Here is an 18,763-nt window from a genome sequence, read left to right on the forward strand (position 1 = left end):
TCCATGACTGACCTTTCCACTACGCCCGAGACGAGGCCGGCCAACGATGGCGCGTTCCTCTCGGTGCGGGACCTGAAGGTTCACTTCTCCACCTCCGACGGCATCGTCAAGGCGACCGACGGTCTCTCCTTCGAGCTCGAGCGCGGCAAGACGCTCGGCATCGTGGGCGAGTCCGGCTCCGGCAAGTCGGTCTCCAGCTCGGCGATCATGGGGCTGCACCGCGGCACCAACGCCATCCTGAGCGGCGAGATCATGCTCGACGGCGTCGACCTGCTCAAGGTGAGCAACGAGGACATGCGCAAGCGCCGCGGCCGCGACGTGGCGATGATCTTCCAGGACCCGCTCTCCGCGATGCACCCCTACTACTCGGTGGGCAACCAGATCATGGAGGCCTACCTGGTCCACAACGACGTGTCCAAGAGGGAGGCGCGCAAGCGCGCCATCGAGATGCTCGACCGTGTCGGCATCCCGCAGCCCGACCGTCGCGTGGACGACTACCCGCACCAGTTCTCCGGCGGTATGCGCCAGCGCGCGATGATCGCGATGGGGCTGATCAACAACCCGAGCCTGCTCATCGCCGACGAGCCGACCACGGCTCTCGACGTGACGGTCCAGGCGCAGATCCTCGACCTGCTCCAGGACCTGCAGCGCGACTTCGACGCCGCGGTCATCATCATCACCCACGACCTCGGTGTCGTGGCTGAGATGGCCGATGACGTACTCGTGATGTACGCCGGCCGCGCGGTCGAGTACGGCCCGTGCAAGGAGATCCTCACCCACCCGCAGATGCCCTACACCTGGGGCCTGCTCTCCAGCGTGCCGGATCTGACCGCATCGACCGAGGCCAAGCTGATCCCGATTCGGGGCAACCCGCCCTCGCTGCTCAACCCGCCGCCGGGATGCGCCTTCGAACCGCGCTGTGACCACGTTGCGAAGGTGGGCGGCGACCTGTGCCGGACGACCCTTCCCGACCTCACGCCGGCCAGCAGTGGTGGCAACCACACCAAGCGTTGCCACATCAAGAACGCCGACGAGGTCTACGAGGCAGAGATCCTGCCCGAGATCGCCCCTGACCTGGTGGAGGACTGATGAGCGACACCACGACCGCCCCTGCGGCCTCGGTCGCACCGGAGAGCACCGAGGCGGTGCTCTCCGTCGAGAACCTGAAGATGCACTTCCCGGTCAAGGGCAGTGGCGTGATCCGGCGTACGGTCGGGCACGTCAAGGCCGTCGACGGGGTCTCCTTCGAGGTTGCCAAGGGCAGCGCCCTGGGCCTCGTCGGCGAGTCCGGCTGTGGCAAGTCCACCACCGGGCGGATGGTGACGCGGCTGTACCAGCCCACCGAGGGGAAGATCAACTTCGAGGGCACCGACATCGCCAACTACTCGGGTAGGAAGCTGCACCCGATGCGCCGGGAGATCCAGATGATCTTCCAGGACCCGTCGACCTCGTTGAACCCGCGTCACACGGTCGGGTCGATCATCGGCGCGCCGCTGCGGATCCACAACATGGTGCCCAAGGACAAGGTGCTCAGCCGGGTCCAGGAGCTGCTCGAGCTCGTCGGCCTCAACCCCGAGCACTACAACCGCTACCCGCACGAGTTCTCCGGCGGACAGCGCCAGCGCATCGGCATCGCCCGGGCCATGACCCTGCAGCCGAAGCTGCTCGTCGCCGACGAGCCGGTCTCCGCGCTGGACGTGTCGATCCAGGCCCAGGTGATCAACCTTCTGCAGGACCTGCAGAAGGAGTTCGACATCTCCTACCTGTTCATCGCGCACGACCTCGCCATCGTTCGTCACTTCTGCCCCGAGGTCGCGGTGATGTACCTCGGCAAGATCGTGGAGATCGGTGACCGCGAGTCGATCTACGAGCACGCTCACCACCCCTACACCCAGGCGCTGCTCTCCGCCGTGCCCGACGTGAAGCAGGCCGCGATCGGCGGCCGCCGTGAGCGGATCCGGCTGGAGGGCGACGTACCGTCGCCGATCAACCCGCCCTCGGGCTGCCACTTCCGCACCCGCTGCTCCATCGCCAAGGACATCTGCTCCGTGGTCGAGCCTCCGCTGCTGCAGATCGGCAAGAAGCACAAGGTCGCCTGCCACTTCCCGGGGGAGATCCACCAGCACCCGGAGAAGCCGATCACCGCGCCGCTCCTGGGCGTCGACGAGTTCGGTGCGCCGGACCCGGGCGCGAGCCCGGCGGAGGTCCCGGGCGACGGTCCGGGCTACGCCGACACCTGGTACGACCTGGCGAACAACTCGCGGGGTCGCTCCTGAGGATCTCCGGCGTATCGCCGAGATTACGAAAGACGGTCCGCAGCCTTTGGCTGCGGGCCGTCTTTGTTACGTATGTGTCACACGTCACTGTCGGTATCGAACCGTTACCTGTAGCCCCGCCCGAACCGCTGGAACTTGGCATACCTTGATGCAGCGCACCGGCTCGGGACGGCGCGAAGTGGTCTGTTCTTGGGCGTGACGAGCCTTGGCATCGAACGGAGATCCGAGCGTATGACTGTGTCCGAAGTGTTGATCCAGGGTCCTGATCCCGAGATCGATCCGGAACCGAGGACGGGCGATGTCGCCGGTCGTTCGCCGATGCGGATCGCCATGGACCGCCTCCTCTCGGACAAGGTCGCGATGATCTGTGCCGGGATCGTGCTGCTCTTCGTCCTGATCGCCATCTTCGCGCCGCTGCTGTGCAAGCTGTTCGGCGTCGAGGTGCGAGCGGGGGACCCGGTCACGGACACCGACTCGTTCAACTACCCCGTCATCGGCCCGCCCAACTACGGGTTCACCTGGGAGGCGCCGCTCGGCCTGGAGCCCAACTCCGGCAACGACCTGCTCGCGGAGTGGTTCTACGGCGCGCGTACGTCCCTGCTGGTCGCCACGATCGCCACGGTCGTCTCGACCGTCGTTGGCGTGGTGCTCGGCCTGATCGCGGGCTACAGCCGCGGCTGGGGTGACCGGGTGATCACGTTCTTGATCGACCTGTTCCTCACGCTGCCGTTCCTGCTGGTCGCGATCGCGATCTCGCCGATGCTCGTGGAGCGCTGGCGGGAGAACCCGACGATGCTCGACAACGCCTCGCTGATCGCGCTCATCGTGATCCTCTCGATCTTCGGGTGGATGGGCCTGGCCCGGCTGATCCGCGGCGAGGTGATCTCGCTGCGCGAGCGCGAGTTCATCGAGGCCGCGCACGTCCTCGGGATGCCGACCCATCGGATCCTGTTCAAGGAGCTGCTCCCCAACCTGATCGCTCCGATCGTCGTCTCGTTCTCGCTGAGCCTGCCGGCCACGATCGCCGCGGAGGCAACGCTGGCCTACCTCGGCGTCGGTGTCACAGGACGCCCGTCCTGGGGACAGACGATCCTGCGCGCGCAGAACTGGTTCGACGAGTACCCCTTGTACCTCTACGCGCCGATTGTCGGGATCGTGGTCCTGGTTTTCGCGCTCAACCTGCTCGGAGACGCCATTCGCGACGCCTTCGACCCCAAGTCTTTCCGGTGAGCACGTCGTCGGAGAGAGGCATCAACCATGGAAGGTGGAGACCTACGATGCGATTGAAGAGAACAGTGATCGCCGCCAGTGCGATCGCTGCGCTGACGCTCACCGCTGCGTGTGGTGGCGGGGACGGCGGCGGCGAGGACCCGGCCGGCGAGTTCAAGGCCGGCGGCGGCGCGGGCGCGGGCAAGGACGCCACGGCCGAGGGGCCGCTGGAGATCCCGTCCGACGCCAAGAAGGGCGGCACGATCACCGTGCTGTCCAACAACGCCCCCCACACCCTGGACCCGACCCGGACGTACTACACCGATTCCGGTGCGATCATGTCCGGCCTGGTGACCCGCTCGCTGACGCAGTACGTCTACGACGAGGAGAGCGGCGACTCCGTTCTCGTCCCCGACCTCGCCACCGACCTCGGTCAGGTCTCCGAGGACGGCCTGACCTGGACCTTCACGCTGAAGGACGGGATCAAGTACGAGGACGGAACCGACGTCACCGCCGAGGACGTCGTCTACGGCATCAAGCGCTCCTTCGCCCTCGACACCCTGACCGACGGCCCGACGTACCAGACGACGTTCTTCAAGGACGGCGACAAGTACAAGGGCCCGTTCGCGGACACCGACGCCGAGCTGAAGAAGCTCCCCGACTACGACGCCAGCGCCGGCTGGTACGGCGGCGAGGACTACGACGGCGTCGAGGCCGACGGCAACAAGGTGATCATCCACCTGGCCCAGCCGTTCCCCGAGCTCGACTACTACGCCTCGTTCCCGGTCTTCTCGCCGATCCCCAAGGCCAAGGACAAGGACCCGCTGGCCTACGAGAGCCACCCGATGGCGACCGGGCCCTACAAGTTCGAGTCCTACAAGCCCGGCACCTCGCTGATGCTGGTCAAGAACGAGCACTGGGACCCCGACACCGACCCCGGCCGCTTCCAGGCCGCCGACGCGTTCGACTTCAAGTTCGCCCAGGACACCGCCAAGCTCGAGAACCAGATCCTCGGCGACAAGGGCGCGGCGCAGACGATGATGACGTACGACGACGTCACGCCGCCGACCTACAAGTCGATCAAGGAGAGCGCGCCGGACAACCTCATCGAGGGCACCTCGCCGTGCACCTACATGTACCGTCCGGACCAGACCAAGATCAAGGACAAGAAGATCCGCGAGGCCATCAGCTGGGCCTACCCCTACCAGGCTGCCTGGAAGGCTTCCGGCGAGATCGTCGGCGTCACCATCCAGCCCGGCACCTCGCTCCTGCCCCCGGGCACCGCGGGCCGGGTCGAGTACCAGTACCCGAAGGGTCAGGACGGCCAGACCACCGACCCGGAGAAGGCCAAGGCGCTGCTGAAGGAGGCCGGGGCCGAGGGCTTCGAGCTGAAGTGGCACTACCAGCGTGACGACGAGAACTCGGTGGCCAAGAAGGACCAGATGGTCAAGGGCTTCGAGGCCGCCGGCTTCAAGGCGACCCCGGTGGCCTCGACCGACGAGACCTACCGCGACGACGAGAGCAACCTCGACGCTCCGGTCAACCTCCGCTACGGCGGCTGGTGCTCCGACTGGCCCTCGGGCGGCTCGTGGTTCCCGGCCCAGTGGATCGGCTCGAACGCCAACAAGCCGGGCATGCCGAACCCGACCAACTTCAAGGAGGCCGACGCTGACGCGAAGCAGGCCGAGATCCTGAAGATGGACGCCGACGAGGTTCCCGCGGCCTGGGGCGAGTTCGACAAGTGGATGCAGGAGACCTACATGGTCGAGATCAACGCCGGCTACGACGCGAACGCCTTCATCAAGGGCTCGCAGGTCGGCGGGGTCGTCAACGACCCGGTCAAGGGCATGCCGAGCTTCTCCATCATGTACCTGAAGTGAGGTGATCCGGCCGGCGTGGGTTCTCCCACGCCGGCCGGACCCAGCTCGTCGGACACAGCAAGTCGGACCCAGCAGCTCCGGGCCAACGCCCGGGAAATCTTTTCTAGGAAGCGAGACCTCCGTCCATGATCGGTTTTGTCGTACGCCGGTTGATCTCAGCGGCGCTCGTGCTGTTCGTGATCTCGGTGGCGGTCGTCGCGCTCTTCACCTATGGCCCGAGCGACCCGGCGGACGCGATGTGCCCCGAGCCCAAGTGCACCGCCGAGCGTCAGGACGCGATCCGGGAGGCGCTCAACCTGGACGCGCCGCTCCATGTTCAGTACGCCGAGTACATGACCGGCATCGTCAAGGGTCGCGAGATCGCGTTCGGCTCCGAGTCGTACGACTGTGAGGCCCCGTGCTTCGGGGTCAGCTTCATCTACCGGGTCAATGTCTGGGACGACATCAAGGACCGGATCGGGCCGACGGTCTCGGTGGCGGTCGGCGCGGGCGTCACGATCCTGCTCATCGGTGTGCCCATCGGAATGTTCGCGGCCGGGCGTCGGGGGACCTCGGCGGACAAGGCAGTGATCGGTGCGACCCTGGTGATCGAGTCGATTCCCTACTATCTGTTCGTCCTGCTCGCGTTCCTCTATCTCGCGGTCAGCGCCGGGATCTTCCCGCAGGAGGGCTACCACCCGCTGACCGACTCACCGCTGAAGTGGGCCTGGGGCCTGATGCTGCCCTGGCTCGCGCTCGGCCTGGTGAACTCCTCCAAGTACGCCCGGTTCACCCGTGGCTCGATGATCGAGGCGTTCAACCAGGACTACGTCCGGACGGCGCGCGCCAAGGGGCTGCCCGAGCGCAGGATCGTCAACAAGCACGCGCTGCGCGCGGCCGTCGTGCCGATCGTGACGATCTTCGGCATCGACTTCGGATCGCTGCTGACGGGCACCATCTTCACCGAACTCATCTTCGGCATCCCCGGCCTCGGTCTGCGGGCGCTCAACGCGGTCAGCCAGAGCGACCTGCCGGTCATCGAGGCGACCACGCTGATCTCCGCCTTCATCATCGTGGTCACCAACCTTCTGGTCGACCTCTTCTACAGCGTGCTCGACCCACGCGTACGGCTCAGCTGACCCCTGCCCCTGTCGGCTGAGTCTGTCGGTGCCGACCACTAGGGTTGGCGTGTGGACGGGTTGTTTGAGATCGGGGCTGGTGCCGGCGCCTCGCGCGGCGGGTCGCTGAGCCACAGCGACCATGCGGCCGCGCCGCTGGCGGTGCGGATGCGGCCGCGTACGCTCGAGGAGCTCGTGGGCCAGAGCTCGCTCAAGGCGTCCGGGTCACCGTTGCACCAGGTGGTCGAGGGCGGACAGTCGCTCTCGCTGCTGCTGTGGGGGCCGCCGGGGACCGGAAAGACGACCATCGCCTCGATCGTGAGCCGCTCCACCGACCGTCGCTTCGTCGAGGTCTCCGCGGTCTCGGCCGGGGTCAAGGAGGTCCGCGCGGCGATCGACGCGGCCCGCGCCGAGCTGGTTGCGACCGGCAAGGAGACGGTGCTCTTCGTAGACGAGGTCCACCGGTTCAGCAAGGCGCAGCAGGACGCGCTGCTGCCGGGCGTGGAGAACCGCTGGGTCACGCTGGTCGCCGCCACCACCGAGAACCCCTTCTTCTCGGTGATCTCGCCGCTGCTGTCGCGCTCGCTGCTGCTGCGGCTCGAGTCGCTCACCGACGACGACATCCGTGGCGTACTGCTGAAGGCGGTCGAGGACGAGCGTGGCCTCGGCGGCTCGGTGACGCTGACGGACGAGGCGCTCGACCATCTCGTACGCCTCGCCGGCGGCGACGCACGACGGTCGCTGACGTATCTGGAGGCCGCCGCGGGGGCTGCGTCCGGCGGGAAGATCACCCTCGAGGCCGCCGAGCGGGCGGTCGACCAGGCGGCGGTGCGCTACGACCGGCAGGGCGACCAGCACTACGACGTGGTCAGTGCCTTCATCAAGTCGGTGCGCGGCTCGGACGCCGACGCGGCGCTGCACTACTTGGCGCGGATGATCGAGGCGGGGGAGGACCCCCGGTTCATCGCCCGCCGGCTGATGATCCTCGCCTCCGAGGACATCGGCCTGGCCGACTCGACCGCGCTGCAGACCGCAGTGGCCGCGGCCCAGACGGTGCAGCTGATCGGGATGCCCGAGGCTCAGCTCACCTTGGCGCACGCGACGATCGCCCTCGCTGTCGCGCCGAAGTCCAACGCGGTCACCAACGCCATCTTCGCTGCTCGCGCCGACGTCGCGGCCGGGAAGATCGGCAACGTCCCGCCACATCTGCGCGATGCCCACTACGAGGGCGCGAAGAAGATCGGGCACGGGGAGGCGTACAAGTACGCCCACGACGAGCCGTTCGGCATCGCGACGCAGCAGTACGCACCCGACGCCGTGGCCGACGCGGAGTACTACCAGCCGACCACCCACGGAGCCGAGGCCGGAGTGAAGGAACGTTGGGAGCGTGTCCGGAAAATCGTGCGCGGGCAGGATGGATAGGGTAGGCGCACGATGACGAACTCGAGCATGCCCGGGTGGGCGCTGGTGGCGACGCTGACCGCGGTGGGGGTCCTGGTCCTCATCTCGCTGGTGGCCGTGCTGCTCGCGCTCCGGGCGCGCCGCGCCGCGCGGCGCCGGCTCGAGGAGGCCGAGGCCAGCGAGGCCGAGCTGCGCGAGCGGCTCGAGGCGCTGGAGAAGCGGCTGGCTCCGCCCGAGCCGGTCGGCCGGCGGCGGCGCCGGGAGGCCGCCGAGAGAGAGTATGTGATCACCTCCCTCGGGGAGGACGGCGAGCCTGCCGAGGTGGAGCAGGTGGTGCAGCGTACGTTGACCGCACCCGCCTTCGCGGACGCAGTGTTCCGGGAGACCGTGGTGCACGGCGCCGCGCTGGTCCACGGGGTGCGCCGGGCGCTCTCGCCCGAGGTGCGGTTCAAGATCCGCTACGAGATGCACCGCGAGGTCAAGCGGGCACGCAAGGACCGGAAGAGCGAGATGCGCGAGGCGCTGCGCGAATACCGTGCGCGCCAGCGCGCGGCAGTTGACGAGGACATACGTATGGAGGACTCCCGATGAGGGGCGCGATCTGGTTCGTGGTCGGTGCGGGTGCGGGCGTGTACGCGATGGTCAAGGGGCGGCGGGCCGCGGAGGCGTTCACCGCCGACGGCCTCCGCGACCGGGCCCAGGCGCTCGGCGTCGGCGCGCGGATCTTCCGCGACGAGCTGGCCGCCGGCAAGGCTGAGAAGGAGCTCGAGCTGCGCGAGTGGATCGAGGCCAGGACCGCGGGACCGAAACAGATTGGCGCCAACGGCGCCACGCAGCAGAGACTTGGATTGAACGGGCCAACCGAGGACCCGATGCAGAACACGGAAGGTAGTACCCCCTGATGGAGTGGTTGAGCACGGCGGAGATCCGCCGCCGTTTCACGGCGCATTTCGCCGAGAACACGAGTGTCGGCGAGCACACGGTGGTGCCGTCGGCATCGCTCCTGCTCGACGACCCCAACCTGCTCTTCGTCAACGCAGGCATGGTGCCCTTCAAGCCCTACTTCCTGGGCCAGGCCACCCCGCCCTACGACCGGGCGACCTCGGTGCAGAAGTGCATCCGTACGCCGGACATCGAGGAGGTCGGCAAGACCACCCGCCACGGCACCTTCTTCGAGATGTGCGGCAACTTCTCCTTCGGTGACTACTTCAAGGAGGGCGCGATCACGCTCGCCTGGGAGCTGGTCACCAAGTCGGTCGCCGACGGTGGCTTCGGCTTCGACGAGTCGGTCCTCTACCCCTCGGTGCTCAACGGCGACGAGGAGGCGGTCGCGCTCTGGAAGAAGATCTCCGGCCTGCCCGACGACCGCATCGTGCGGCTGCCCCCGAGCGAGAACTACTGGTCCATGGGCGTGCCCGGGCCCGGCGGTCCGTGCTCGGAGATCCTGATCGACCGCGGCCCGGAGTTCGGCGCCGACCGTGACTGGGACGCCGGCGACCGCTACCTGGAGTTCTGGAACCTCGTCTTCATGCAGGACAACGTCGTCGCGGCGCGGTCCAAGTACGACGTCGACATCGACGGCCCGCTCGCGCAGACCGGCATCGACACCGGCCTCGGCCTCGAGCGCGTCGCCTACCTCATGCAGGGCAAGTCCAACATGTATGAGACCGACGTCGTGTTCCCGGTCATCGAGAAGGCGATGGAGCTGACCGGGAAGAAGTACGGCGCCTCCTACGAGGACGACGTCCGCTTCCGGGTCGTCGCCGACCACGTGCGCTCCTCGCTGATGCTGATCGGCGACGGTGTGACCCCCGGCAACGAGGGCCGCGGCTACGTCCTGCGCCGCCTGATGCGTCGCGCGATCCGCAACATGCGCCTGCTGGGCTACGAGGACCCGGCGATGCCGGAGCTGTTGCCGATCTCCCGCGACAAGATGGGGGAGACCTACACCGACCTGCACACCGGTTGGGACCGGATCAAGCGGGTCGCCGACGCCGAGGAGGAGGCCTTCCGCAAGACCCTCGCGGCCGGCACCCAGATCTTCGACCTGGCCGCGACCGAGGTGAAGTCGAGCGGATCCACCACGTTCACGGGTGCCAAGGCGTTCCAGCTCCACGACACGTACGGCTTCCCGATCGACCTGACCCTTGAGATGGCCGCTGAGGCGGGCCTCGAGGTCGACGAGCCGGGCTTCCGTGGCCTGATGACCGAGCAGCGCGAGCGGGCCAAGGCCGACGCGCGCGCCAAGAAGGGCCAGCACGCCGACGTGTCGGTCTACCGCGGCATCCTCGACAGCAACGGGCCAACCGACTGGCAGGCCTACACGACCCTCGACACCGAGTCGAAGCCGATCGCCCTTCTCAAGGAGGGCAAGCGGGTCGACGTGCTCGGTCCCGAGGAGATCGGCGAGATCGTCCTGGACCGCACCCCGTTCTACGCCGAGTCCGGTGGCCAGTCCGCCGACGCCGGCATCATCGAGTTCGACGGCGGCCGACTCGAGGTCGTCGACGTGCAGCGGCCGGTCAAGGGCCTCGTGGTGCACCAGGTCCGGGTCGTCGACGGCGAGTTCCACGGCGGCGAGTCCCTCGTGCACGCGCAGGTCGACCCCGAGTGGCGTCTCGGCGCCCGCCAGGCCCACTCCGGCACCCACGTGGTGCACGCGGCGCTGCGCGAGGTGCTCGGCCCGACCGCGCTGCAGTCGGGTTCCTACAACCGCCCGGGCTACCTGCGTCTCGACTACGGCTGGACCAAGGGCCTGACGCCTGCGCAGATGCACGAGATCGAGGAGGTCTCCAACAACGCGCTGCGGGCGGACCTGCCGGTCTCCTGGGACTACATGACGCTGCCGCAGGCCAAGGAGTGGGGCGCGATCGCGCTCTTCGGCGAGACCTACGACGACTCCAAGGTGCGCGTCGTCGAGATCGGCGGCCCCTGGTCGCGTGAGCTGTGCGGTGGCACCCACGTGGACCACTCCGCCCAGATCGGCACCATCGTGGTCACCTCGGAGGCCTCGGTCGGCTCCGGCAACCGGCGCATCGAGGCCTACACGGGCGTCGAGGGCTTCAACTACCTCGCCCGTGAGCGTGACGTGGTCTCCGAGCTCAACCTGCTGCTCAAGACGAAGTCCGACGACGTCGTCGGCCGGGTCTCCGACCTCATGGAGCGGCTCAAGGCCGCCGAGAAGGAGATCGCCCGGGCGCGTACGGCACAGCTGCTCGCCTCCGGTGGCTCGATCGCGGCCTCCGCGGTCGACGTCAACGGCGTCCAGCTCGTCGCCCAGCGGGTCCCCGGAGTCAGCGGCGGCGACGCACGCACGCTCGCCCAGGACGTACGCGCCCGGCTCGGTGACGCGCCGGCGGCTGTGGTCCTCATCGGGGACGCTGACGACAAGGTCGCCGTCGTGGCCGCGGTCAACCCGGCCGGCATCGCCAAGGGCGTCAAGGCGGGTGACCTGATCAAGGAGCTCGCGCCGGTCGTGGGTGGTCGGGGCGGGGGCAAGCCGGACTTCGCCCAGGGCGGCGGCACCGACGTCTCCAAGATCGACACTGCGCTCGGAATGGTCGCGACGCTGGTCGCGCAAGCCTGATGCGGCACGGCGTACGCCTCGGTCTCGATCCTGGCGACGCCCGGATCGGCGTCGCCAGGAGTGACCCCACGGGGTTCCTGGCGACGCCGCTCGAGACGGTCAAGAAGGGCCGCGGAGACCTCGCCCGTCTGCAGGCGATCGTCGCCGAGATCGCTGAGGAGTCGACGATGCTCGAGGTGGTCGTCGGGCTGCCCCGGTCCCTCAAGGGAGGGGAGAACCCGGCGACTGCTAAGGTCCGGGACTTCGCCGCGTCCTTGGCGCGACGAGTGGCCCCGGTCCCGGTTCGCCTTGTCGACGAACGACTCACCACAGTTTCCGCGGAGGCTATGCTCCGAGACCGGGGGCGCAAGGGTCAGGACCGCCGAGCCGTGGTGGACATGGCCGCGGCGGTTGTGATCCTGCAACACGCATTGGACAGTGAGCGCGCTTCGGGGACCGCGCCTGGAGAGATCGTTGAGGTCGGTCATTGAGTGAGCGCTACTACCCCCCGGACCCGCGCGACCCGCGTCGCCCTGGCCAGGGGTCATATGGTCGCGATCCGCGCGGTGGCCATCCGCCACGGCAGCAGCCTCCGCAGGATCCCCGCGACCCACGCCGGATGCCGCCGCAGATGCCGGGGCAGATGCCTCCGCAACAGGGCCAGCCGGGCCGGCGCCCGGGGCCTCGTCCGGTGCCCGGTGCCGGCACGCCCCCGCCGGGCTACGGCCGGCAAGAGCCGCCGCAGCGGCCGGGCGGCTACGGCGGGCCGACCTACCAGCAGCAGCCTGCCTTCTTCGAGGGCGGCCCCGCCGACCACGACCCCTACTTCGACGAGGAGCCGCCCAAGCGCAAACGACGCTTCGGTGGCTGTCTGGCCGTGCTGGTGGCGATGGCGGTCGTCCTCGGCGGGTTCTACTTCGTGGGCGACCGGGCCATCGACTACGTCAAGGACATGGTCGCGCCGCCGGCCGACTACCCGGGACCCGGCACCGACCCCGTCTCGTTCGAGGTGCACGAGGGTGACTCGGTCTCAGCCGTCGGCCGCAACCTGAAGGAGGTCGGCGTGGTGGAGTCGGTCGACGCCTTCATCGAGGCGGCCAACGCCGAGGGGCTGACCGTCCAAGTCGGTTTCTACCCGCTGAAGAAGCAGATGAAGGCCGCCGACGCCGTCGAGATCCTCGCCAACCCGGAGAACATCGACACGGTCAACGTGACCATCACCGAGGGGTCGCGCGCCAAGGCGATCTACAAGGTGCTCGCCGAGAAGACCGGGAAGAAGCCGGCCGAGTTCAAGAAGGCCGCCCAGGACACCGAGGCGATCGGTCTGCCCGACTACGCCGAGGGCAACGTCGAGGGTTACCTGTTCCCGGCGACGTACGCCTTCCCGCCGGACGCGACGCCGACCGAGATGCTGGCGATGATGGTCGACCGGTGGGAGCAGGCGCTCGGCGACAACGACATCGAGGCGCGCGCCAAGCAGCTCAAGTGCGGTGGCGGCAAGGCGTGTACACCCGAGCAGATCATGACCGTGGCCTCGCTCGTGGAGGCGGAGGGTCGCGGCGACGACATGGCCAAGATCGCCCGGGTCATCTACAACCGAGTCGAGAATCCCGGCACGGCCGGCCAGGCGGGCTTCCTGCAGATCGACGCGACGGTCAACTACGCGCTCGGGAAGTCTGGAAGCACCGAGCTCGGTGGCGTCAATGTGCAGTCCGTCGACTCGCCCTACAACACCTATACCAACAAGGGCCTGCCTCCGGGGCCGATCGGTGCGCCGGGTGATGAAGCGATCCAGGCCGCGCTCAACCCGGCGGAAGGTGACTGGTACTACTACGTGACCGTCAACCTGAAGACCGGCGAGACGAAGTTCGCCAAGAACTATGACCAATTCTTGAAGTTCAAGGCCGAGTACAAGGACTACTGCGCAACCGAGTCCAAGAGCTGCTGAGGAGAAGACCTGAGTGAAGTGTGCTGTCCTGGGTGATCCGATCGATCACTCGCTCTCCCCGGTCCTTCACCAGGCGGCGTACGCCGAGCTGGAGATGTCCGACTGGACCTACACCTCCACGCGCGTGCAGGCCGGTGGCCTGGCCAAGTACGTCGCGGACCTCGGCGGTGACTGGCCGCCGAGCCGATGGCGTGGGCTGTCGGTGACGATGCCGCTCAAGCGCGAGGCGTACGAGCTGGCGCGCTCGATGTCGCCGCGAGCGCGGCTCGTGGGGGCGGTCAACACGCTGGTGCGCTCCTCGCACGGCTGGGTGGGGGACAACACCGATCTGCCAGGCGCTGTCGCGGCGATCCGGGAGCGTGCCGGCGAGGGATTCTCCTGCACGTCCGGTGCGATCCTGGGCGCCGGCGCGACCGCGGCCTCCACGGGGCTCGCGCTCGCCGAGCTGGGTGCCTCCCGGATCACGCTGCTGGCGCGCAACCCAGGGGCGGCGGGGGAGACGATCGAGATGATCTCGCGTCACCGGAGCAAGCCCGTCGTCTCGGTGCTGCCGCTCGACTCGGCGGCCGACGGTGTCGACGTGGTCGTCTCCACGGTTCCGGCGAAGGCGCAGACCCCGGAGCTGATCGACCGCTGGGCCTCGACGCCGGTCGTCTTCGACGTCGTCTACGACCCGTGGCCATCGCCCCTGCTGTCGGTGACCCCTGGGGTGGCGGTGAGCGGCCTGGATCTGCTCGTGCACCAGGCGGTGCTGCAGTTCGAGCTCTTCACCGGCCGGACCGCGCCGCTCGCTGCGATGCGGGCGGCGGGGGAGAAGGCGCTCGCCAGCAGGGGGCCCAGCATGGAGCCGACACCGGCATGAGTCCCGGGGCGGTCGTGCTGGTGAGTGCGGCCGTCGCCGGTCTGCTCGCTCTCGGGGTGCCGACGCTGCTCCGCCGGCTCCCCGAGCCGGTCGACGACCCGCCGGCGGTCTCCTATGCCACCGTGGCCGGATGGCCGCCGCTGCTGCCTCTCGCGGTGGGCGTCTCCGCGGCGCTCGCCGGGCTGCTCGCCTGGCAGGTGGAGCCGTCGAGACTGATGGTGGCCCTGGTGCCCCTCACCCCTGTCTGGGTGCTGCTCGCCTATGTCGACTGGCGCGTCCAGCGGCTGCCGAAGGTGCCGATCCTGGTGGCGACCGCGGTCGCGCTCGGCCTGCTCTGTGCCGAGTGGCTCTGGACGCGTGACACCGCGGCGGTGCTCGGCGCCCTTGCTGGGCTGGTGATCGCGCGCTCGGCGTTCTGGCTGCTGTGGCGTATGTTGCCGCACGCGATGGGCTTCGGCGACGTACGGCTGGCGGCGCTCGTCGGCCTGGTCCTCGGTTGGCTCGGCTGGGAGCAGCTGGCGGTCGGGCTGTGGGCCGGGCTGGCGATCTTCGGTGTCTGGGGCATCGGGCGCGCCGTCGTGCAGCGCTCGCGTACGGCGATGCGCGAGCCCCTGGCGTACGGGCCGTTCATGATTCTGGGCATGCTCGTCGGTGTGCTCGCCGTCTCGCTTTGAGGCCGGGTGCACGGGGTTGCGTGGCCGGGATGAAAGACTGGCGTCATGTTGCGTTGGCTCACTGCGGGCGAGTCCCATGGTCCGTCCTTGACGGCCGTGATGGAGGGTCTGCCCGCCCACGTCCGGATCACCTCTGACGACATCTCTGATGCCCTGGCCCGGCGGCGGCTGGGCTATGGCCGCGGTGCCCGGATGAAGTTCGAGAAGGACCAGGTGCGGATCACCGGCGGCGTGCGCCACGGGGAGAGCCAGGGCGGTCCGGTCGCGATCGAGGTAGGCAACACCGAGTGGCCCAAGTGGGAGACCGTGATGGCCTCCGACCCGGTCGACCCCGACGTGCTGGCCGGCCAGGCGCGCAATGCGCCGCTGACCCGTCCGCGGCCCGGCCACGCCGACCTGGTCGGGATGCAGAAGTACGACTTCGACGACGCCCGCCCGATCCTGGAGCGTGCCTCGGCCCGTGAGACCGCGGCCCGCGTCGCGCTCGGCGCGGTCGCCTCGGCCTTCCTCGAGCAGGCCCTCGGCGTCCGCCTGGTGTCGCACGTCCTGGAGATCGGCGGGGTCCGTACGCCCGGCCGCGAGGTCCCCGCTCCCGAGGACGTGGCGCGCCTGGACGAGGACCCGGTGCGGGTGCTCGACCCCGACGGCTCCAAGCAGATGGTCGCCCGGATCGACGAGGCCCACAAGGACGGTGACACCCTCGGCGGCGTCGTCGAGGTCGTCGTCCACGGCCTGCCGCCGGGCCTCGGCTCCCACGTGCACTGGGACCGGCGCCTCGACGCCCGGCTGGCCGGTGCGCTGATGGGCATCCAGGCGATCAAGGGTGTCGAGGTCGGTGACGGCTTCGAGCTCGCCGCGACCCCGGGCTCCAAGGCCCACGACGAGATCGTTCCCTCCGCCGACGGCATCCGCCGCGCCTCCGGACGCTCCGGCGGCACCGAGGGCGGCATGTCGACGGGCGAGATCCTGCGCGTACGCGCCGCGATGAAGCCGATCGCGACCGTGCCGCGTGCACTGCGCACCGTCGACGTGGCCACCGGCGAGGAGGCCGTCGCGCACCACCAGCGCTCCGACGTCTGCGCGGTGCCCGCAGCCGGGGTCGTCGCCGAGGCGATGGTCGCGCTCGTGCTGGCCGAGGCGGCGCTGGAGAAGTTCGGTGGCGACTCGGTCGCCGAGACCGCGCGCAACGCCAAGGCCTACCTCGAGAACCTGAGGTACTCGTGATGCCCGCCATCGTGCTGGTCGGCCCGATGGGCGCCGGGAAGTCCACGGTCGGGGCGCTGCTGGCCGCACGTCTCGGGGTGACCCTGCGTGACACCGACGAGGACATCGCGGCGGCCGCAGGCAAGAGCGTGCAGGACATCTTCGTCGACGAGGGTGAAGCTCACTTCCGCTCGGTCGAGGCCTCCGCCGTCGCGGCTGCCCTGGCCGAGCACGACGGAGTGGTCTCCCTCGGCGGCGGCGCCGTGCTGGCTGAGCAGACCCAGATCCTGCTCAAGGAGCACACCGTCGTCTACCTGCGGGTCGGGGTCGCCGACGCGGTCAAGCGGGTCGGCCTCGGCTCGGGCCGTCCGATGCTGCTCGGCAATGTACGCGGTCGCATCAAGACGCTCCTGGAGGAGCGCGCACCCATCTATGAGTCGGTCGCGACGCTCGTCGTCGACACCGACGGCCGCTCGGCCGACGACGTCGCCGCCGAGCTCGCCACCGCCCTCACCGCGCTGAACACCACGGAGTAGAAGTGACTGAGACCGTCATCAGGGTCGAGAGCGCCGCGGCGTACGACGTCGTCATCGGCTCCGGCCTCGCCGGCCGGCTCCAGGGGCTGCTGGGCGACAGCGTCGAGCGGGTGGCGTTCCTCTACGCCGCCGACCTGGCCGAGTACGCCGAGCCGGTGCTCGAGGAGCTGCTGAAGCACTACGACGTGCTCGGCCTCGGTCTGCCCAGCGGCGAGGACCAGAAGACGGTCGCGGTCGCCAACGACTGCTGGGAGGCGCTGGGGGAGCGGGGCTTCACCCGCTCCGACGCCGTTGTCACCTTCGGTGGCGGCGCGACCACCGACCTGGGTGGGTTCGTCGCAGCCGGCTGGCTGCGCGGCGTGCGCGTCGTGCACGTCCCCACCACGGTGCTCGCCATGGTCGATGCCGCGGTCGGCGGCAAGACCGGCGTCAATACCGCCGCCGGGAAGAACCTCGTCGGTGCGTTCCACGAGCCCGCCGGGGTGCTGTGCGACCTCGCGCTGCTCGAGACCCTGCCCGAGGCCGACCTGATCGCCGGGCTCGGCGAGGTCGTCAAGTGCGGCTTCATCGCCGACCCCGAGATCCTGCGTCTGGTTGACGAGACGGACGAGATCACCGCGTCCTCGCCCGTTCTCGCCGAGCTGGTCGAGCGTGCGATCCGGGTCAAGGCCGAGGTCGTCGCCGCCGACCTGAAGGAGACCGGCGGCGCGGACGGCCAACCCGGCCGCGAGACCCTCAACTACGGCCACACCCTCGCGCACGCGCTCGAGAAGCACTCCGGCTTCTCGATCCGCCACGGCGACGCGGTCGCCGTCGGTTGTGTGTACGCCGCCGAGCTCGCCCGTCTCGCAGGAGTCCTCTCCGACGACGTCGCCGCCCGACATGCGCCGACGTTTGCGAAGGTCGGCCTCCCGACCACCGTCAAGGAGCTCGGCGTCGAGGCGGGCTTCGACGACCTCATCGGTGCGATGCGGGTCGACAAGAAGGCCCGCGGCTCCGTCCTCCGCTTCGTCGTCCTCCACGACCTCGCCACCCCGCGCATCCTCACCGGACCGTCGGAGGAGCAGCTGCGCGAGGCGTACGCGGTGGTTGCGGGTTAGGACGCCCTCCGCTGGACGCCGAGCGATTGAGGAGCTCAGTCCTCCTCGATTCGGCTCACTTACCGGACCAGCGGGCGATGTCCTCGTCGGTGACCTCGACCGGGCCTTCGACGCGCTGCGTCACCCGGATGTGGTTGCCGAAGGGATCACGGAAGGCACAGTCGATGCCGTAGGGCTGCTTGGTGGGCTTGTCGGTGAACTCGACGCCCTTGGCGGAGAGGTCCTCGTAGAGCTTCTCTGCGTCGTCGGTGTTGAAGATGACCACGGCGCCCATCGCTCCCTTGGTGACCAGGTCGCGCAGCTGGGCGGCCGTCTCCTCGCTGTGGGCGGGGGAGCCGCCCGGCACCTCGAGCAGCAGCTGGTGGTCGGGGTCGCCGGGAAGGTGGATGGTGAGCCAGCGCATGAAGCCCATGTCGACGTCGCTCCCGACCTCCAGCCCGAGCTTGCCGACGTAGAAGTCGAGCGCCTCGTCCTGGTCGAGCACGTAGATTCCGGTGATGTTGATGTTGGTCAGCATGCGACCAGTCTGCGGCGCTTCGCCTTCGCGCGCTTCTCCGAAACTGCTCAGCTCGCCGGCCGCATCCAGGCGCGGGCCACACACCCCGGCACGGCCGGGCTGTCGGCCCGGGCGCGGTAGTCGGTCGGCGAGGTGCCGACGATGTCGCGGAACGTACGGCTGAAGGTGCCGAGGCTGGTGAAGCCGACCGTGAGCGCGACCTCGGTGACCGGGATCGCGGTATCCCGTAGCAACGCCATCGACCGCTCGATCCGCCGCCGCTGCAGGTAGCGGTGCGGCGTCTCCCCGAAGACCGCCTTGAACCTGCGGCTGAAGTGGGCGGGGGAGACGTGGGCGACGCGGGCGATCGCAGCGACGTCGAGCGGCTCGGCGTAGTGCCGGTCCATCGCGTCACGTGCACGCAGCAAGCGACGGTTCTCGTCCTCGCGCGGCGTCATGCCCCGAGCGTATGCCGAGTCGGCTCGTCATGACGAGCCGACTCGGCAGGGGCTTCTA

General features: G+C 69.0%; 18 protein-coding genes. 16 read left to right on the top strand and 2 right to left on the bottom strand.

Annotated elements, in window-relative coordinates:
• The first annotated feature begins 3 nt into the window (after positions 1 to 3).
• The 16 genes from ACW14X_RS27240 (at position 4) to aroB (ending at position 17,751) form a co-directional block, all read left to right on the top strand.
• A complete protein-coding gene (locus tag ACW14X_RS27240; RefSeq protein WP_160022904.1) occupies positions 4 to 1,089 on the top strand; it encodes an ABC transporter ATP-binding protein in 1,086 nt (361 codons plus the stop codon).
• Entirely contained in the window at positions 1,089 to 2,276 is a 1,188-nt protein-coding gene (locus tag ACW14X_RS27245; protein WP_350842572.1) for an ABC transporter ATP-binding protein, read from the top strand. The genes ACW14X_RS27240 and ACW14X_RS27245 overlap by 1 nt, the downstream gene beginning before the upstream one ends.
• 231 nt (positions 2,277 to 2,507) lie before the next feature.
• The gene (locus ACW14X_RS27250) at positions 2,508 to 3,506 is read left to right on the top strand and encodes an ABC transporter permease (protein ID WP_457163949.1); all 999 of its coding nucleotides are present in this window, start codon (positions 2,508 to 2,510) and stop codon (positions 3,504 to 3,506) included.
• Between the two features lie 47 nt (positions 3,507 to 3,553).
• On the top strand, positions 3,554 to 5,365 hold the full coding sequence (locus tag ACW14X_RS27255) for an ABC transporter substrate-binding protein (RefSeq protein WP_457163950.1): 1,812 nt from the start codon (positions 3,554 to 3,556) through the stop codon (positions 5,363 to 5,365).
• Positions 5,366 to 5,490: 125 nt separating this feature from the next.
• A complete protein-coding gene (locus tag ACW14X_RS27260; RefSeq protein WP_160022912.1) occupies positions 5,491 to 6,483 on the top strand; it encodes an ABC transporter permease in 993 nt (330 codons plus the stop codon).
• 51 nt (positions 6,484 to 6,534) lie between these two features.
• Positions 6,535 to 7,884 carry a replication-associated recombination protein A gene (locus tag ACW14X_RS27265; RefSeq protein WP_457163951.1) on the top strand — a complete coding sequence of 450 codons (1,350 nt, stop codon included), beginning with the start codon at positions 6,535 to 6,537 and terminating at the stop codon, positions 7,882 to 7,884.
• A 12-nt stretch (positions 7,885 to 7,896) separates the two neighbouring features.
• Complete coding sequence (locus ACW14X_RS27270) at positions 7,897 to 8,454, top strand: hypothetical protein (RefSeq protein ID WP_457163952.1); 558 nt, start codon at positions 7,897 to 7,899, stop codon at positions 8,452 to 8,454.
• A complete protein-coding gene (locus ACW14X_RS27275) occupies positions 8,451 to 8,765 on the top strand; it encodes a DUF6167 family protein (protein WP_457163953.1) in 315 nt (104 codons plus the stop codon). Before ACW14X_RS27270 ends, ACW14X_RS27275 begins: the two co-directional genes overlap by 4 nt.
• A gap of 8 nt (positions 8,766 to 8,773) precedes the next feature.
• Positions 8,774 to 11,449: an alanine--tRNA ligase gene (gene alaS / locus ACW14X_RS27280; RefSeq protein WP_350842653.1), complete on the top strand. Its 2,676-nt coding sequence runs from the start codon at positions 8,774 to 8,776 to the stop codon at positions 11,447 to 11,449.
• Complete coding sequence (gene ruvX / locus ACW14X_RS27285) at positions 11,449 to 11,919, top strand: Holliday junction resolvase RuvX (protein WP_160022920.1); 471 nt, start codon at positions 11,449 to 11,451, stop codon at positions 11,917 to 11,919. The genes alaS and ruvX overlap by 1 nt, the downstream gene beginning before the upstream one ends.
• 152 nt (positions 11,920 to 12,071) lie before the next feature.
• Positions 12,072 to 13,376 carry an endolytic transglycosylase MltG gene (gene mltG / locus ACW14X_RS27290; protein WP_350842580.1) on the top strand — a complete coding sequence of 435 codons (1,305 nt, stop codon included), beginning with the start codon at positions 12,072 to 12,074 and terminating at the stop codon, positions 13,374 to 13,376.
• 13 nt (positions 13,377 to 13,389) lie between these two features.
• Positions 13,390 to 14,238, top strand: coding sequence for a shikimate dehydrogenase (locus ACW14X_RS27295; protein ID WP_457163954.1), 849 nt, complete (start codon positions 13,390 to 13,392; stop codon positions 14,236 to 14,238).
• Positions 14,235 to 14,912 carry a prepilin peptidase gene (locus ACW14X_RS27300; protein WP_457163955.1) on the top strand — a complete coding sequence of 226 codons (678 nt, stop codon included), beginning with the start codon at positions 14,235 to 14,237 and terminating at the stop codon, positions 14,910 to 14,912. The genes ACW14X_RS27295 and ACW14X_RS27300 overlap by 4 nt, the downstream gene beginning before the upstream one ends.
• Positions 14,913 to 14,957: 45 nt before the next feature.
• A complete protein-coding gene (aroC, locus tag ACW14X_RS27305; protein ID WP_350715021.1) occupies positions 14,958 to 16,136 on the top strand; it encodes a chorismate synthase in 1,179 nt (392 codons plus the stop codon).
• Positions 16,136 to 16,651, top strand: a complete 516-nt coding sequence (locus tag ACW14X_RS27310; protein ID WP_457163956.1) for a shikimate kinase — start codon at positions 16,136 to 16,138, stop codon at positions 16,649 to 16,651. The genes aroC and ACW14X_RS27310 overlap by 1 nt, the downstream gene beginning before the upstream one ends.
• Before the next feature lie 2 nt (positions 16,652 to 16,653).
• The gene (gene aroB, locus ACW14X_RS27315) at positions 16,654 to 17,751 is read left to right on the top strand and encodes a 3-dehydroquinate synthase (protein ID WP_457163957.1); all 1,098 of its coding nucleotides are present in this window, start codon (positions 16,654 to 16,656) and stop codon (positions 17,749 to 17,751) included.
• A 55-nt stretch (positions 17,752 to 17,806) separates the two neighbouring features.
• Here the strand turns inward: aroB and ACW14X_RS27320 are convergent, their stop codons facing one another.
• Both ACW14X_RS27320 and ACW14X_RS27325 read right to left on the bottom strand, forming a co-directional pair.
• Entirely contained in the window at positions 17,807 to 18,268 is a 462-nt protein-coding gene (locus ACW14X_RS27320; protein ID WP_350715025.1) for a VOC family protein, read from the bottom strand.
• A gap of 47 nt (positions 18,269 to 18,315) precedes the next feature.
• Positions 18,316 to 18,705: a helix-turn-helix domain-containing protein gene (locus ACW14X_RS27325; protein ID WP_160022934.1), complete on the bottom strand. Its 390-nt coding sequence runs from the start codon at positions 18,703 to 18,705 to the stop codon at positions 18,316 to 18,318.
• Between the last annotated feature and the right edge of the window lie 58 nt (positions 18,706 to 18,763).

It is taken from the genome of Nocardioides sp. YJ-D4 (assembly GCF_054031495.1).